Origin of the sequence: Polyangium sp. y55x31 (genome assembly GCF_029946505.1) — a bacterium.
GTDB lineage: Bacteria > Myxococcota_A > Polyangia > Polyangiales > Polyangiaceae > Polyangium.
In genome coordinates this window covers 18101-34474 of sequence record NZ_JARZHG010000017.1, presented here as the reverse complement: position 1 = coordinate 34474, position 16374 = coordinate 18101, and the positions used below count along the sequence as shown (strand labels likewise).

The window sequence follows — 16374 nt, the reverse complement described above, 5'->3', positions numbered from 1 at the left end:
GGCTCCCGCGTGTTTCGTTGAGGTGGCTGCTCGGAGCGGTGACGATCCTCGCCTCGCTCGTGTTCGGGGTCTCGGTGGTGTCGGTGAACCGGCTCATCCGCATGTCGAGCGAGCAGCGCCTCGAGCGGGGCCGCGACCTCGTGCAACGCGAGCTCGCGCGCTGGGCCGAGGAGCCCGACGAAGCCGGCGGCCCCGCGCGCTTCACCGTGCTCGGGCTACGCGGCGGCACGGCCGTGGATCCGGCCGTTCCGGGAGGGCCGATCCCGATCCGCTCGGGCATCTCCAGCGAGGCCGATCGCGCGCTCTCCACGCTCGCGGCGGTCGCAAAGCTGGATCGGGCCGAGGTCGGATCACTCGACGTCGACGAGGGCACGCTTTTCCTCGGGGCGCGGCGGCGCGCGGACGGCCGCTTGCTCTGGGCCGCGTACACCGTGTCGATGTCGAAGCTCGTCGCCACCTGGCGCCTCATCGCGGGCCTGCTCACGGCGGCGACCGTGCTGCTCGGCGTGATCGCGCTCGGCACCGTGATCGCCGCGACACGCGGGGCGCGCGGGCTCAAGCGTTCGCTCGCGGCGCTGGAGGAGGATCTCACGGCCGAGGTGCCACGTCCCGCGATCGCCGAGCTGTCGAGCGTGGCCGAGGGCGTGGCGAGCCTCGCAGCGAGCCTCGCGGCGACCGAACGCGAGCGCGAGCGGCTCGCCGAGGAGCTCGGCCGCAAGGAGCGGCTGGCCGCGCTCGGCCGCGTCGTCGCCGGCGTCGCGCACGAAGTCAAAAACCCGCTCGCGTCGATCAAGCTGCGCGTCGACATGGCGCGCACCTCCGAGGGCGTGCCGACCGACGTCGCTCTGGAGCTCGACGCGGTGGACGAGGAGATCACGCGGCTCGATCGCCTCCTCACGGATTTCCTCGTCGTCAGCGGTCGCCGGATCGGCCGGCGCGTGGACACGGAGCTCCGGGACGTGGTCGAAAGGCGGCTCGGGCTCCTCGCGACCTGGGCGAAGGAGCGCGGCGTCACCCTTGCCGTGACCGGCCGCGCGCGCGCCGTCGTCGACCCCGACGCCTGCGCGCGCGCCGTGGACAACCTCGTCAAGAACGGGGTCGAGGCGTCGCCCCCGGGCGCCGAGGTGCGCGTGCGGATCGAGCGGCGCGAGGGCCTGTCGGTGCTGACGGTCGAGGACGACGGACCCGGCGTCCCCGAGGATCGTGTCTCCGAGCTTTTCGAGCCGTTTTTCACGACCAAACCCGAGGGCACGGGGCTCGGCCTCGCGGTGTCGCGGGCCATCGCGGTCGCGAGCGGCGGGCGGCTCTCGTACCAGCGCGAGGGTGGCGTCACGCGGTTCGAGCTCTCGGTTCCGGCCGAAGGAGGCGCTGCATGAGCACCGTGCTCATCGTGGACGATGAAAAAGGCATCCGGCTCGGGCTCGCGACGGCCCTCGCGCGCGTGGGTCACACGACCGTGGCCGCCGCGAGCCTGGCCGAGGCGCGGACACGGCTCGAGGAGCCGAACACGTTCGACTGCGCCCTGGTCGACATCCGCCTGAAAGACGGCAGCGGCCTGGAGCTACTCCGCGAGCTTCGGACGGGCAAACACCGTGATCTGCCGGTGATCGTGGCCACGGCGTACGACGACGGCGAACGCACCATCGAGGCGATGCGCGATGGCGCCTTCGATTACCTGACGAAACCCTTCGATCTGCAGCGGCTCGTCGCCACCGTGGCGCGCGCGATCAAGCAACGGCACACGCCTCCGGCGGCCGCTGCCGCGCACGCGGAGAGCACCCCGCTCGTGGGGCGGAGCGCGGCCATGCACGCGGTCTGGAAGCTCATCGGCCGCGCCGCCGGCTCGCAGGCCCCGGTGCTCGTCAAGGGCGAGCCCGGTGCCGGCAAGGAGCTCGTGGCCCGCGCGATCCACGAGTATTCGAGCCGCGCCGGCGAACCGCTCGTCGTGGTGCGTGTCGATCCGTCGACGGACGCCGCCGAGCTGCGAGGCCTCTTCGCGGGCGCGCGCGCGGGCGGGACCCTCCTCGTCGACGGCGCGGGGGAACTCACGCCGGCGGCGCAAGGCGCGTTTGCCACGTGGCTCTCCGAATCTCCGCCGGTCCGGGTCATCACGCTGGTGCGACTCGCGCCGGGCTCGCTCGAGGTCCCTCTGATTGCCGAGCTTTATTATCAGCTCGCGGTCCTCGAAATCGCGGTTCCCCCGCTCCGCGAGCGCCGGAGCGACGTGCCGCTGCTCGTCTCGCGGGCGATCATGGGGACGCGGGCGCGCGCGATCTCCGAGGAGGCGATGGCCGCGCTCGTGCGCCACGACTGGCCGGGCAACGTACGCGAGCTTTTCCTCGTGGTCCGTCGCGCGGCGGAGATGTGCCACGGCGAGGTCATCGACGAAGGCGCGCTCCCGCCCGAGCTCGCGACGCCGGCCTCCCCGACCGAGCCGACGAACCGTTACCTCGGCCTACCGCTGCGCGAGGCCGTGGCGCGCCTGGAGCGCGATCTGCTCGCGTCCGCGCTCCAGCGCGCCGACGGCAACCGCACCCTGGCGGCCAAGCTCCTCGGCATTCCACGCCCGCAGCTTTATGCGAAGCTCGAGGAGCACGGTTTTTCGGAAAAACGATCGGGGACGCCGTCGGGAAAGTAGGCTGCTCTACGGGGTGATGGGATTCGCGTCCGTGCCCTTCCCGCTCTCGTCTGGATCGGGGCGCTTCGTCCCGATCGTCGCGACCAGCGCGCCCGCGACGATCAGCCCGCAGGAGACGGCGAGCGTGACGCTCGGCTCCGCATGGCCGGCGAGGACGAGGATCGCGGTCGACAAGACCGGCGCGGCATACGAAGCCACCCCGAGCAGCCGGATGTCCCCGCGCTTCACGCCGATATCCCACACATAAAACGCGATCCCGACCGGACCGATGCCGAGCGAAAGGAGCGCGAGCCATTGTGTGGTGTTTTCGGGCCAAACGGTCGTTTCGAATGCGAGATGACCGAGGAAGCTCAGGGCGGAGGTCGCGAGGCAAAAGCCCGCCACGGCGTCGGTCGGGACCTCGCCGAAGCGCCGCGAGAGGACGGAATAACCTGCCCAGACGAAGGCTGCCGCGAACGCGCAGGCATACCCCGGCAGGTGCTCGGCGCGGGCGTCGAGGGCGCCGCGGCCCAGGAAAAGCACGAGGATCCCCCCGAAGCCGAGCAGCGCCCCGCCGACATGAGCCGCGCGTAATCGCTCGCCGGGCAAAAATGACGAGAAGAGCACGATGAGCAGGGGCCAGAGGTAATTGATGAGGCCGGACTCGGCGGGCGGCGACCAGCGCAAAGCCGCGAAATAGAGGGCGTGATACCCGAAGAGGCCGCCCGTGCCGAGGGCCCAGACGATGGGCGGTTGCCGGAGCGATCGAATCGCGTGCGGCCGCGGGATCCAGGTCGCGACGCCCGCGAGGCCGCCCACGAGAAACGTCATGGCGGCGAGCTGGAATGGGGGAACTTTGCCCGACGCCGCGGTGAAGAGGGCGAGCAAAGACCAGAGGAGGATGGCCGAGAAGCCGGTCGCGGTGGCGTTGCGGGAGGACATCGTCTCCGTTCGCGGCCCGCGGCGCAGATGGTTGGTGCTGCAAGGGATCGCCGCCGCGGGGCGTGAGGCATCGGGCGGACGATATCACGTTCGCGGCGGGTCGGTAGGCCGTCCGCTGGCCTCCCCCTCGCGGCTCGTGTAGGCTCCGCGCGACGATGCGCTACGAAGGCAAGCTCTACCGTCCGCCCAGCGAGGCGCACTCGTACATCTTGCAGGCCACGATCGGCTGCTCCTGGAACAAGTGCACGTACTGCGACATGTACCGGGACAAGACGTTTCGCATCCGCGACCTCGCCGAGACCTTGCAAGACATCACCTCCGCGGGGGCGGCCTTCGGCGACCACGTGGAAAAAGTCTTCGTCGCCGACGGGGATGCGCTCGTCATGCCCCTCGACCATTGGCTCCCCCTTCTCGACTCTTGCCGCCGCGCCTTTCCGAACCTCCGGCAGGTGAGCTGCTACGCGATGGCGACCAATCTGCTGGAGAAAACCACGGACGAGCTCCGCACCTTGCGCGAGCGTGGCCTCGCCCTGCTTTACATCGGCCCCGAATCCGGCGACGACCTCGTGCTCAAGCGAATCGCCAAGGGCTCCTCGTTCGACGAGCACGTGGAGGCCGCGCGCCGCGCCCGCGCTGCGGGCATGAAGACCTCGGCGATCTTCCTCCTCGGCGCGGGCGGCACCGAACGCACGGTCGAGCACGCGAGCGCGTCGGCCCGCCTCGCGACCGCGATGGATCCCGAATACCTCGCGGCGCTCACGCTGACGGTCGTCCCCGACACACCCCTCGCCACCTTGGAACGCCGAGGCCGCTTCGTTTTACCGGACGTACATGGCCTGCTCCGCGAGCTGCGCACCTTCGTCGCCGAGGCCGCGCCCACGAATGCGCTTTTCCGGACGAACCACGCCTCGAACTACCTGCCCATCGGAGGACGCCTCCCGCAGGATCGCGCGCGGATCCTCGACGTCATCGACGCCGCGCTCTCGGGCCGGATCCAGCTCCGGCCCGAGCATACGCGCGGGCTTTGAACATTTCATCGGCGACGCCCGAGCCGCCGCAACACGACGGCTTGCCATGCCACGATCGCGACCAGCACGACCGTCACAGCGGGCCAGAGCACGAAGAACATGAACGCATTCGCGTCGCGGTACGTCGCCCCGGCGAGCGCGGCCGCGCGGATCATGAAGTCCACGCAGGCGGCGTAAATGGCGATCCCGATCTCCATCACGACGCACCTCGCCGGAGCGCGAGGATCTTGCGCCGCTGCCAAAGCGCCCCGAGATAAAGCGCGTACATGATCCCGGGCCACACGACGCAAAACACCACGAGGTTCACGACGCCGTAGCCCACGTGAGGCGCGCCGGGCACGACAGCCTTCCCCGCGGCTTTGAGCCCGGCAATCGTATCGCCGTACAAGCCGTCATCGCCCGCGAGCGCTCGCGGGAGCTTGGGCGCGTGGGAGCAACCGTGGTTGTGGCAATACCACGTGCAGTGATCCCTTGCGTGCGCCTCGATCGGAATCGCGGCGCGGAAAACGGGCGATCCCGTGGCGAGGACCGCGGTGAACGCCGCGGGGACCACGACGAGGGGAGCCATCGCCAGGAGAAACCATGCAAGCCGCTTCATCGTCGTCACACCCGAGTGCCGAAGCGTCGCACGAGTCGCGCCGCGCGTCGAACCCTCGGCGTCGCTCGCGAAAGTCGACGCGGACGTACACGATCGGCATACTACGCGCATGCAAGAACGGCCCGACGGCGTGTTACTCGAGATCGATCTGGTCTGACGGCCGGCGTGGCCCGACGACAGCACGACCTCGGGCCCGCCCCCCCGCGGGCCATGTCCGGAATCGTGTCCTGGCGACGCCGCGCGGGAGATTTTACGGTGTCGCTCGATGACGACGACCTTTTCCGCCACGACCTACAACGTACTCGCCCAGTGTTACGTGCGGCGCGATCGCTACCGGGACTCGCCGCCCGATGCGCTCGAGCCCACCTCCCGCCGCGCACGGCTCCTCGCGCGCATCGATGCGCTCGGCTCCGACCTCCTGTGCCTGCAGGAGGTCGAGCCCGATCAGTACGAGGCGCTCTGCGCCCGCCTCGACCCGACCCACGCGAGCGCCTACGCGCAGCGGGAGGGCCGCCGTGAGGGTTCGGCCCTGTTCGCGCGTCGCACGGTCTTCACGTGGCACGGCCACGACGTCCTGCACTTCGCCGCGCACCGGCCCGGTGACGACGATCTCGCGCTGATCGCGTGCCTCACCGTCGATGCCCGTCCGCTCCACGTCGCGACGACCCACCTGACCTGGCAGCCCGACAGCACGCCGATCGACGAGCACCTCGGGCGCCGCCAGATGCTCGAATTGCTCGCCCATCGCGCCGCGGCCCCCGCCGATGTCACTTGGCTCGTCGCCGGGGACTTCAATGCGACCTCGCAGAGCCCGGTGCTCGCCGCGGCCTACGAGCGTGGCCTCGCCGAGAGCTGCCGCGCGCAACGCCCGTGGGACACGACCGCGATCAACGGCCGCCCGCGCAAAATCGACTACCTCCTCCATTCCGCAGGCCGGCTCGATCCGCGCCCCGGCGTCCTGCCAAGGCTCGGCCGCGATACCGTGATGCCGTCCGCGAGCGAGCCGTCGGACCACCTACCATTGACGGTCGACTTCACGCCCATCGCCGATTGAGGAACGACCAAGAGACGGCCTGACGTTACTTCGAACCCTGCAGCCACACGATGTCGGTATCGTGCGAGCGCCCGAAGAGCACCTTCCCCTTCCCCACCGAGGCCTTGCTCGGAAGGAAGCCATAGGGGAGCACGCGCCCCGTACTCGCATCGCCAAAGCGGGCGTCCGGCAAGGTCTTCTTCCCCGAGGCCGTGCGAATCGTGATGGTCGTGCCGACGTCGACGCGCGAGACCGCGACCACCGTGCCGGACTGCGTGGGCAGGGTGCGTGGGGCGAGCGGGTCGAACGGAAGCTCGTACATCTGGCCTTCGCCGGCGCGAATGCCCACGATCTCGCGATCGACACGAAGGTTCGTCGGGTCGAACGTGCGCTCCACGAGGTAAAGCGCCGGGCCCTTCAAGGGATGGGTCACTTCTTCCCAGTGGGCCGAAGCGAGGTGGCACTCCTTCCCCACACGAACGAGCGCCGTTTTCGCGGTGAACATGCCGCTGTCGTAGCGGAACCATTCCCTGCCGTCGCGGACGACGATGAATTCACGATATTCCTCGCCGAGCCCGTTCGACACGGCCCCCAGCGTCGAGAGCATCACCTCGGGCGAGCCGTCGCCGTCGAGGTCGGCGGACGTCACGTCCACGAAGCTCGATCCCCACGGATTCCACATGGAAATGCTCGCGGGCAAGCGGAGGGTTTTCCCGTTCGTGGCGAGAGAAATCGTCGTCTCCGCCTGGTCGTCCCGGCACAGGCACATGCGCCCACCTCCGGGGCCCGTTCCGCAATAGGCCTCCGTGCAGCCCTTTTCCTGGGCCGCGACGAGCTTCCACGACGTGACCGGACAGCCCACGCGTTGCCGCGCCGGCGTCCAGGGCACGTAACGCGGGAGCTTCCGTGTCGAGGGGACGTCCGGCAGGACGAGGCCGTACCGATGGAAATGGTCCTTGTCCTTGATGCCGTTCAGGCGCGCGATCTCGTCGACCGGAATCCCGAACTTCGCGGCCACGTGGGAGAGCGTGCGCGGGCTCCCGTAATAGGCGAGCCCCGCTTTGGGCTCCTTCGGCGCGGCGGCGGCCGTGGCCAGCGGCACGAGCGCGAGGGCGAGCATCGAAACGAAAAATCGCCGCATCGGATCCGTTGCCTAGCACGGCGGCGGGCGCGCGCACAAACATGTGGCCGTCCGTTTGGTTCTGGGTAACATCGGCCGCACGATGACAGCCTTCGCCAATCGTTTTCCCCTCGGGTTCGTCACAGCGGCCCTGCTCGCGGCCCTCGGCAGCGGCTGCGAGGAGCCCAAGCCCGGCACGCCCGTCACGTTCGAGAACGTCTGCAGCGCCGAGTTCGACCCCACCATGGAAAAGGGCCTGAACGTCACCAAGAAAGTGGCGATCGAGGGCTACGTCGGCGCGCCTCGGAGCATGCTCAAGGTCTGCAGCGACACGTGTGACTTCGACCTCTTCTCGGAGCCCGGCAACAAGGGGAAACGCGTGAACGCCGACGTGCCCGTCGGTGATGGCAAGAATAAGATCGAGCGGCTGCCGAAGAACTTCACGGACAAGGATCTCAAGCTGCACACGAGTGACGGCAAGGTCGTCGGCGTGGGCGCGAAGGTGCGGATCACCGGCGGACGCGCGCCGGCCGGCGGCAAACGCGAGTCCTGCGCGCTCTGGCAGGTGAGCCTCATCGAGGCGCTTTGACGCTCATTGCGGGACGGCGAGCGCCCGCACGGCGTCCCACGCCGTCCCATCCACCACGTGCTGCCGGTGCTGCCGGGTTTGCTTCACCATGTTCCACCCGAGGACACCGGTGACCTTCCCGCGGCTCCCATAAAGCGCGACGAACTGCCGAAGCGCAGGATCGCCTTCCACGATCGCCACCTCCGCGTCGGCAGGCACGAAGCCGTGCACCTGGATCTTGGCATCGTATTGATCGGTCCAGAAATACGGCACCGGCGTGTAGGGCCGATCCTTTCCGAGGATGTTGGCCGCCACCGCCATGGCCTGCTCGACGGCATTGGTCCGGTTCTCCAGCCGCACCCCCGTTCCGAGCCCCTCGTGGTGCCACCACGCCACGTCGCCGACGGCGTAAATGCCCGCCGCCGCCTGACACCGCGAATCACAGACGATCCCATCGGCCAGCGTGAGCCCACTGCCCGCGAGCCATCCAATCGCCGGGCGTGAGCCAATCGCGACCACGACCACGTCCGCGGGCAACACCTCGCCGTTCGCCAGACGCACGCCGGTGACCCGTCCCTCTGCGCCGCAGAGTTCCTGCACGCCGATGCCAAGACGAAGCGCGACGCCCTGATCCGTGTGCAATTTCGCCAGATACCCGCCGACCTGCAATCCGAGCTGGCTCGCGAGCGGCGCCGATTGCGGGCCGACCACCGTGACCTCGAGCCCCATGCCACGCGCGGTCGCGGCGATCTCCGTGCCGAGCACGCCGTCGCCCGCGACGACCACGCGTGGCCCCGTGAGCAAATCCGCGCGCAGCGCGAGCGTATCGTCCACGGTGCGCAGCACGTGCACGCCCGCCCATGCCTCCTGTCCCGGCAGCCGACGCACCTCGAGGCCCGTGGCCAGCACGATGACGTCCGCGCGCAAGCTGCGTCCCGAGGCGGTCGTGACCTCACGCGCGGCGGCATCGAGGCGAATGGCGGGGTCACCGAGGACGAACTCGACATCGAGCTTCGCGAGCGCGCTCTCGGGGCGGAGAAGCGTTTGCTCGGGTTTGAAGGCGCCGGACAGCACCTTTTTCGAAAGCGGCGGTCGATCGTAAGGCAAGTGCCGCTCGGCGCCGAGCAGCGTCACCCGGCCCGCGAATCCCTCGCGCCGCAGCGCCTCCGCGACGGACAGGCCGGCAGCCGAGGCGCCGACGACGAGCACGCTCGACGGGGTCGTCATTGGCCTTCTTCCAGCGTAATGGCGGCGCCGGGGCACACGGTCGCGGCTTCGCGCACGGCAGCGTGGAGCTCCTTCGGCGGCGATGCGTCGAGCAGGATCACGATTCCGTCGTCCCGCTGGTCGAACACCTTCGGCGCGAGCAGCACGCACTGCCCTGCCCCGCAGCACTTTTCGAGATCCACGACCACGCGCATGTCATTCTCCTCTCCTGAATAAGCTCTTGCTATCTACCCGGCACGGAGACCGGCGCGAGCCATAACCCGACAATCGCATCCACGAGCCCCTCGCGCGTCTCGTTTCCGTGCGTCTGCCTGATCCTCGGGCCGCCCATGATCCATCACCAAGATACCAGAAAATTCGGCCACCCGCCGCTGACCAGCCCAACACCTGCCCGCGGACGTCCGTGCACATCAAGACCTGCACACGAGGGTTTAAGGCACATGACTGAAGAAGTCAAGCGACTCGAGCCGAGCGAGGGCTTGGACCCGTCCCGCGCGCCCCTCGTCGCTCACATCACCCTTTCTCGAGGAATGGGATTCAACCCGCGAGCCGCCGCAAAACGCGCTTCCAGCCCGGCTCCGCTTTTCGGTCCAGGAGGAAAATCGGGGCGGCGGCGACGATTCCGAACACCACGTGCCCGAGGACCGACACGGCGACATGACGCGCCCCCTGCCGGCCGAGCGGCGGCGTCAGCTTGGTCGCCGGCAACCAGCCGGCATAACCGACGGCCCAGATCGCCGTTCCCATCGTGGCCCCCGCGAGCAACGCGGACGGGAGGGTCGGAATGTGACGCCTGCTCGTCGCGAGCCCGAGCACGACCCCGCCTGTCACGCCATAACCCCAGTGCAGTCCTTGCGCGACGACGTCGCGAAGCGCGCGCGGCAGAGGTCGGCCGCGGAGCTCTTCGAGCTTCGAGACCATGAATTCGCCCGGGTCTTTGCGCACCGCCGGCGGCCGGAGGCGCTCCGGGAGCCTTTGGCTCGCCTTCATGCCTCTTTGCATCAGCGCCGTCCCGACGGCGCCGCCCACCACACCCGCCGTCACGTGGGAGATCGCATCGTCTCGCATGTCGCCTCCTCCCTCGCGAGCCCCTCCGTGCAGCGCCCGTGCCGTGACCGGAGGTATGTGGATTGCAGCGGCAGGACGCGCCTCGCACGCCACGAACGAGAGCGCCGGACGCACCGGCGCGTCTGCGGGCGGCGCAAACGAACGAACGGGAGCCACGCCATGGCGAAGACCGCCGCGCAAATCCTGATCGACCGACTCCTCGAATGGGGTGTGGACACGGTTTTCGGCTTGCCCGGCGACGGGATCAACGGGCTGATGGAGGCGCTGCGGGTGCGGCAGGAGCGAATCCGCTTCCTCCAGGTGCGGCACGAGGAGGCGGCCGCATTCATGGCCTGCGCCCACGCGAAGTTCACGGGGAAGCTCGGCGTCTGCCTCGCGACCAGCGGGCCCGGCGCCATCCACCTCTTGAATGGTCTCTACGACGCGAAGCTCGACCGGGCGTCCGTCCTCGCAATCACCGGACAAACCTACCACGACCTCATGGGCACCCAGTATCAGCAAGAGGTCGATTTGCTCTCGCTCTTCAAGGACGTCGCGGTGTACAACCAGATGGTCACCGGCGCAGGTCAGGTCCGCGCGCTCGTGGATACGGGGTGCCGGACCGCGCTCGCGGAGCGGGGCGTCGCGCACATCAATTTCCCGGTCGACCTGCAGGAAGAGAAATGCGACGAGGACCCGAGGTCGTCGCGAAAGGTCCCGGGACACACGTCCTCGATATGGACGCCGCCGATCCGCGTCCCGACGCAGGAGCTGCTCGGCAAGGCGGCGGATCTGCTGAACCACGGGAAAAAGACCGTGATCCTCGCGGGGCGGGGCGCGCTCGGCGCCGGGGAGGAGCTCGAGGTGCTCGCGGATCGACTCGGCGCGCCCATCGTCAAAGCGCTGCTCGGCAAGGCGGTCGTGCCCGACGAATCTCCGTTCACGACCGGCGGCCTCGGTCTGCTCGGCACGCGCCCCTCCGAGATGGCCATGAGCGAATGCGACAGCCTGCTCCTCGTCGGGACCAATTTCCCGTACCTCGAATACCTACCCGACCCGGGACAGGCCCGCGCCGTGCAGATCGACATGGATCCGAGCCGCATCGGCCTGCGTTACCCGGTCGAGGTCGGGCTCGCCGGCGACGCGAAGGCCACGCTCCGGGCGCTGCTCCCGCTGCTGCGCCCGCGCGAGGATCGCTCGTTCCTCGAGTTCGCGCAGTTCCGCATGCGAGAATGGTGGGAGCTCATCCGGGATCGCGAGGGACGCACGGACGTGCCGATGAAGCCCCAGGTCGTGGCGGGCAAGCTGAACGAATACCTCGCCGACGACGCGATCCTCACGACGGACAGCGGCACGATCACCACGTGGGCCGCGCGCAACATCCGGATTCGCCGCGGCCAGATGTTCTCCTGCTCGGGCCTGCTCGCGACGATGGCGCCGGGCCTCCCGTACGCGATCGCCGCGCAGGCGGCCTATCCCAAACGCCAGGTCGTGGCGTTCGTCGGAGACGGGGGTTTTTCCATGCTGATGGCCGAGTTCGTCACGGCCGTGAAGCACAAGCTCCCGATCCGCGTCATCGTCATCAAGAACAACACCCTCGGGCAGATCAAATGGGAGCAGATGGTCTTCCTCGGCAACCCCGAATACGGCTGCGAGCTTCAGCCCATCGATTTCGTGAAGTTCGCCGAAGCGTGTGGTGGTCTCGGCGTGCGATGCGAAAGGCCGGAGGAAGTCGACCGTGCGCTCGCCGCGGCATTCCGTGCCGAGGGGCCCGCGCTCGTCGAGGCGATCGTGGATCCCTTCGAGCCGCCCATGCCGCCGAGCATCAAGCCCAAGCAGGCCGTACACGTGGCCGAATCTCTGGCGCGCGGGCAGCCGAACCGGATGCGTATCGCCCTCACGTTGTTCCGCAGCAAGATCCGGCACCTGTTCTGAAGAGGTGAGGCCATGGCTACGCTCGTACCTCTGCGGAAAAACCGCGACGATCATGGGTCGGAATCGAAGAACGAGCACGCCGCGCTCGAGGCGAGGCTCCGCGCGACGGTGGGCGGCGAGGTGCGCTTCGACGGCGGCTCCCGCGCGATTTATTCGACCGACGCTTCGAATTATCGTCAGGTCCCGATCGGCGTCGTCGTCCCGCGGGACGCGGACGACGTGGAGGCCACGGTCACCGCTTGCCGCGAGCACGGAGCGCCGATCGTGCCGCGCGGCGGGGGCACGAGCTTGGCCGGACAGACCTGCAACGTCGCGGTCGTGCTCGATTTCTCGAAGTACATGAACCGCGTGGTGGAGATCGACCCGGAGGGCCGCTTCGCGCGGGTGCAGCCCGGCGTGGCGCTCGACGATCTGCGCAGGCAGGCCGAGGAGCACCACCTCACGTTCCCGCCGGATCCGGCGACACACGCGTGGTGCACGCTCGGCGGGATGATCGGAAACGACTCGTGCGGCATTCACTCGGTGATGGGCGGCCCGCACGCGGCGCGGACGGCCGATTACGTCGAAGAGCTCGACGTGCTCACGTACGAGGGGGACTGGCTGCGCCTCGAAAAACTCGGGGGCGACGCGCTCGAGCACGTCATCCGCGCGGGCGGCCCGCGAGGTCGAATCTTCGCGAAGCTCATCGCGCTGCGGAATCGGTATGCGGATCGGATACGGGCGCGTTATCCCGACATCCCGCGCCGGGTCTCCGGGTACAACCTGGACGAGCTCCTCCCCGAGAAGGGATTTCACGTGGCCCGCGCGCTCGTCGGCTCCGAGGGCACGTGCGCGATCGTGCTCGAAGCGCGGGTCCGGCTCATCCCGAGCCCGCGAGAGCGCGTCCTCGTCGTGCTCGGGTATCCCGACGTCTTCACGGCTGCGGATCACGTGCCGGAGATCCTCGAGGCGAGGCCGACGGGGCTCGAAGCGATCGATCGGAACCTCATCGACTATCTGCGCCGAAAGCACCTCCGCCAGGAGGACGTCGCCCTCTTGCCCGAAGGCCAAGGGTTTTTGCTCGTCGAGCTCGGCGGCGACGTGCGTCGCGAGGTGCAAGGCCGGGCGCATGAGCTCGCGGCGCGCATCACAAAAGGGAATGGCGCCCCGAGCGTGAGGATCTACGAGCGAGCGGAGGACGCGCACAAGATCTGGGTGATCCGCGAGTCGGGGCTCTCCGCCACGGCCCACGTGCCGGGCATGCGCGAATCCTGGCCAGGGTGGGAAGACTCGGCCGTCGCGCCGGAGAAGGTGGGGAGTTACCTGCGCGAGCTGCGCGGCCTCCTGGATCGGTTCGGGTACGAATGTGCGCTGTACGGCCACTTCGGTCAGGGATGCGTGCATTGCCGCATCGACTTCGACCTGAGGACGCGGCCCGGGATCGACAAATGGCTCGATTTCCTGAACCAGGCCGCCGATCTGGTCGTCCGGTACGGCGGCTCGATCTCCGGCGAGCACGGCGACGGGCAGGCGCGCGCGGCCTTGCTCGGAAAGATGTTCGGGCCGGAGCTCGTGCAGGCGTTCCGCGAATTCAAATCGATCTGGGATCCACGGGGGAAGATGAATCCGGGGAAGGTCGTCGACCCCTACCCGATCGACGCGAACTTGCGGCTCGGGGCGAAGTATGCGCCGCTCGCCGTCCAGACCCATTTCCAGTTCCCCGAGGACGGCGGGAGCTTCGCGGAGGCGACGCTCCGCTGCGTGGGCGTCGGCCAATGCCGCAGGGTCGACACGGGCACGATGTGCCCGAGCTACATGGTGACGCGCGAGGAGAAGCATACGACCCGGGGGCGAGCGCGCTTGCTCTTCGAGATGCTGAACGGGGACGAGACCCCGCGCGGCTGGGACAATGCCGACGTGAAGGAGGCGCTCGATCTCTGCCTGTCCTGCAAGGGCTGCAAGGGCGAGTGCCCCGTCCACGTGGACATGGCGACCTACAAGGCCGAGTTCCTCTCGCACTATTACGAGCGAAACCTTCGGCCGATGTCGGCCCATGCGATGGGGCGCATCCGGACCTGGGCGCGGCTCTCCTCGTTCGTGCCGAGCCTCGTGAATGCGATCTTCCGCATCCCCGTCCTCGGCACTCTCCTGAAGCGCCTCGGCGGAATCGCGACGGCGCGTGACGTGCCACGTTTTGCCCGCCGGACGTTCAAGCGCTGGTTCTTCGCCCGGCGCACGCGCCCCGATGGCGGCAAGCCCGTGATCCTCTGGGCGGACACATTCAACGACCATTTTCACCCCGAGGTGGCGATCGCCGCCGTTCGGGTGCTCGAAGACGCAGGACACGAGGTGCTCGTGCCGCGGGCCTCCGTGTGCTGCGGTCGACCTCTTTACGATTATGGAATGCTCGATCGGGCCAAACGCGCGCTCGCTTCGATTCTCGAAACGCTCCGCCCGCTGATCCGCGCGGGCATCCCCGTCGTGGGCCTCGAACCGAGCTGCGTGGCCGTGTTCCGGGACGAGCTCGTGAGCCTGTTTCCGCACGACGAGGACGCCCGCCGCCTCTCTGCGCAGACGTTCCTGCTCTCGGAGCTCCTCGCGGACGAGGGCTACGCGCCGCCGCGCCTCGAACGAAAGGCGCTCGTCCACGGGCATTGCCATCAAAAATCCGTGCTCCGGTTCGACGCGGCGGTATCGCTCCTGAAGAACACGGGGATCGATTGCGAGGTCCTCGACTCGGGTTGCTGCGGCATGGCCGGATCGTTCGGGTTCGAGGCGGATCATTACGACGTCTCGCGCGCCATCGGCGAGAGGGCGCTCCTGCCCGCTGTGAGAAAGGCCGAGGAGGACACGCTCGTCGTCACCGATGGCTTCAGTTGCCGGCAGCAGATCGAGCATTTCACGGGGCGACGCTCGCTCCACGTGGCCGAGGTGCTCGAAATGGCGATTCGACAAAAACAGGAGGCCCTCGTGAAAGCCCCGCGCCCCGAGCTCGGGAAGGAACGGCCGCGGGCGCGATTGCTGCCGGCGGCGGCGTTCGCCGCGGCGGGGGTCATGCTCGGGCTCGCCTGGGGGAGCCGCGCGCTTCGGGTCTGAGCCTGCCTCGGAGGGTCATCGTGCAAGCCAGGAGCGGCGCGGCCATCGAGCAGGTCTCCGTCTCGGCCTATCGGATCCCGACCGATCGACCGGAGTCGGATGGGACGCTGGAATGGGATCATACGATCCTTGTCGTCGTGGAGGTGCAAGGGGGCGGGCGCTCCGGCCTCGGATACACCTATGCGGACACCGCGACCGCTCGTCTGATCCACGACAAACTCGCCCCCTTGGTCACGGGTATGGATGCGTTCGCCGTCACCGCTGCGCACGACACGATGGTGCACGCCGTGCGCAATCTGGGCTCGCGCGGAATCGCGTCGATGGCGATCTCGGCAGTGGACGTCGCGCTCTGGGATTTGAAGGCGCGCCTCTGCGATCTCTCGCTCGTCCGCCTCCTCGGCGCGGTCCGTGACGCGGTGCCCATCTACGGGAGTGGTGGATTCACTTCCTATTCGACGGACGAGCTCCAGCAGCAGCTCGTAGGGTACCGGCGCGACGGCATGACGATGGTGAAGATGAAGGTCGGACGGGATCCGGCGGCCGATCCGGCGCGCGTGCGGTCCGCCCGAGAGGCCATCGGCCCGGACGTGGCGCTCTTCGTGGACGCAAACGGCGCTTATGATCGCAAACAAGCCCTCGCCATGGCCGAGGTGTTCGCCGAATTCGGCGTGCGTTGGTTCGAGGAGCCCGTGTCCTCCGACGATCTCCGTGGGCTGCGTCTCTTGCGGGATCGCGCGCCGGCCATCATGGACATCGCCGCCGGCGAGTATGGCTACGACACGTTCTACTTCCGGCACATGCTCGCGTCGGGCAGCGTCGACGTGCTCCAGGCGGACGCGACGCGTTGCCGCGGGATCACCGGCTTGATGCGCGCCGCCGCGCTCTGCGACGCGTTTTCGATTCCCCTCTCGACCCACACCGCGCCTGCGCTCCACGTACACCCCTCGTGCGCGCTCTCGCCGATCCGGCACCTCGAATATTTTCACGACCACGTCCGCATCGAGTCGATGCTTTTCGACGGGTGCCCTGTGCCTCGGCAAGGAGAGCTCCGGCCCGATCCCGAGAGGCCCGGGCTCGGGCTCGAGCTTCGGCGCGCGGATGCGGCGCGGTTCGCCGTGGGCGGCGGATAGGGACCCTTCTCAGCGCTCGTCGGGATCGGGATAGGCGATCGTCGTCATCAACCC

General features: G+C 68.6%; 15 protein-coding genes. 8 read left to right on the top strand and 7 right to left on the bottom strand.

The annotated features are described in order from the left end of the window. Positions 1 to 38: 38 nt before the first annotated feature. The gene (locus QHF84_RS26980) at positions 39 to 1376 is read left to right on the top strand and encodes an ATP-binding protein (RefSeq protein WP_281316307.1); all 1338 of its coding nucleotides are present in this window, start codon (positions 39 to 41) and stop codon (positions 1374 to 1376) included. After that, the gene (locus QHF84_RS26975; RefSeq protein WP_281316306.1) at positions 1373 to 2638 is read left to right on the top strand and encodes a sigma-54 dependent transcriptional regulator; all 1266 of its coding nucleotides are present in this window, start codon (positions 1373 to 1375) and stop codon (positions 2636 to 2638) included. Before QHF84_RS26980 ends, QHF84_RS26975 begins: the two co-directional genes overlap by 4 nt. 6 nt (positions 2639 to 2644) lie before the next feature. Here QHF84_RS26975 and QHF84_RS26970 read toward each other — a convergent pair whose 3' ends face one another. Next, positions 2645 to 3559 carry an EamA family transporter gene (locus QHF84_RS26970; protein WP_281316305.1) on the bottom strand — a complete coding sequence of 305 codons (915 nt, stop codon included), beginning with the start codon at positions 3557 to 3559 and terminating at the stop codon, positions 2645 to 2647. Positions 3560 to 3714: 155 nt separating this feature from the next. Here QHF84_RS26970 and QHF84_RS26965 point away from each other — a divergent pair, with 155 nt between their 5' ends. Beyond that, positions 3715 to 4587: a radical SAM protein gene (locus QHF84_RS26965; RefSeq protein WP_281316304.1), complete on the top strand. Its 873-nt coding sequence runs from the start codon at positions 3715 to 3717 to the stop codon at positions 4585 to 4587. A gap of 5 nt (positions 4588 to 4592) precedes the next feature. Here QHF84_RS26965 and QHF84_RS26960 read toward each other — a convergent pair whose 3' ends face one another. Then, positions 4593 to 4787: a hypothetical protein gene (locus QHF84_RS26960; RefSeq protein ID WP_281316303.1), complete on the bottom strand. Its 195-nt coding sequence runs from the start codon at positions 4785 to 4787 to the stop codon at positions 4593 to 4595. Further along, positions 4784 to 5185: a hypothetical protein gene (locus QHF84_RS26955; protein ID WP_281316302.1), complete on the bottom strand. Its 402-nt coding sequence runs from the start codon at positions 5183 to 5185 to the stop codon at positions 4784 to 4786. The genes QHF84_RS26960 and QHF84_RS26955 overlap by 4 nt, the downstream gene beginning before the upstream one ends. A gap of 265 nt (positions 5186 to 5450) precedes the next feature. On the opposite strand from QHF84_RS26955, the gene QHF84_RS26950 reads away from it, so the two are divergent. Beyond that, positions 5451 to 6239: an endonuclease/exonuclease/phosphatase family protein gene (locus QHF84_RS26950; protein WP_281316301.1), complete on the top strand. Its 789-nt coding sequence runs from the start codon at positions 5451 to 5453 to the stop codon at positions 6237 to 6239. Between the two features lie 25 nt (positions 6240 to 6264). On the opposite strand, the gene QHF84_RS26945 is transcribed toward QHF84_RS26950, so the two are convergent. Beyond that, positions 6265 to 7359: a LysM domain-containing protein gene (locus tag QHF84_RS26945; RefSeq protein ID WP_281316300.1), complete on the bottom strand. Its 1095-nt coding sequence runs from the start codon at positions 7357 to 7359 to the stop codon at positions 6265 to 6267. Positions 7360 to 7441: 82 nt separating this feature from the next. Between QHF84_RS26945 and QHF84_RS26940 the strand changes: the two genes are divergently transcribed. Next, positions 7442 to 7927, top strand: coding sequence for a hypothetical protein (locus QHF84_RS26940; protein WP_281316299.1), 486 nt, complete (start codon positions 7442 to 7444; stop codon positions 7925 to 7927). A gap of 3 nt (positions 7928 to 7930) precedes the next feature. Here the strand turns inward: QHF84_RS26940 and QHF84_RS26935 are convergent, their stop codons facing one another. The 3 genes from QHF84_RS26935 to QHF84_RS26925 form a co-directional block, all read right to left on the bottom strand. Continuing rightward, positions 7931 to 9133, bottom strand: coding sequence for an FAD-dependent oxidoreductase (locus tag QHF84_RS26935; RefSeq protein ID WP_281316298.1), 1203 nt, complete (start codon positions 9131 to 9133; stop codon positions 7931 to 7933). Next, positions 9130 to 9327, bottom strand: a complete 198-nt coding sequence (locus QHF84_RS26930) for a ferredoxin (RefSeq protein WP_281316297.1) — start codon at positions 9325 to 9327, stop codon at positions 9130 to 9132. The genes QHF84_RS26935 and QHF84_RS26930 overlap by 4 nt, the downstream gene beginning before the upstream one ends. 343 nt (positions 9328 to 9670) lie before the next feature. After that, positions 9671 to 10201, bottom strand: coding sequence for a hypothetical protein (locus QHF84_RS26925; protein ID WP_281316296.1), 531 nt, complete (start codon positions 10199 to 10201; stop codon positions 9671 to 9673). A 159-nt stretch (positions 10202 to 10360) separates the two neighbouring features. Between QHF84_RS26925 and QHF84_RS26920 the strand changes: the two genes are divergently transcribed. Genes QHF84_RS26920 through QHF84_RS26910 form a run of 3 tightly spaced genes read left to right on the top strand, consistent with a single transcriptional unit; the run spans position 10361 to position 16320 of the window. Beyond that, positions 10361 to 12115, top strand: a complete 1755-nt coding sequence (locus QHF84_RS26920) for a thiamine pyrophosphate-dependent enzyme (protein WP_281316295.1) — start codon at positions 10361 to 10363, stop codon at positions 12113 to 12115. A 12-nt stretch (positions 12116 to 12127) separates the two neighbouring features. After that, the gene (locus tag QHF84_RS26915) at positions 12128 to 15190 is read left to right on the top strand and encodes an FAD-binding and (Fe-S)-binding domain-containing protein (RefSeq protein WP_281316294.1); all 3063 of its coding nucleotides are present in this window, start codon (positions 12128 to 12130) and stop codon (positions 15188 to 15190) included. Between the two features lie 20 nt (positions 15191 to 15210). Continuing rightward, positions 15211 to 16320, top strand: coding sequence for an enolase C-terminal domain-like protein (locus QHF84_RS26910; protein ID WP_281316293.1), 1110 nt, complete (start codon positions 15211 to 15213; stop codon positions 16318 to 16320). The last annotated feature ends 54 nt before the right edge of the window (positions 16321 to 16374 follow it).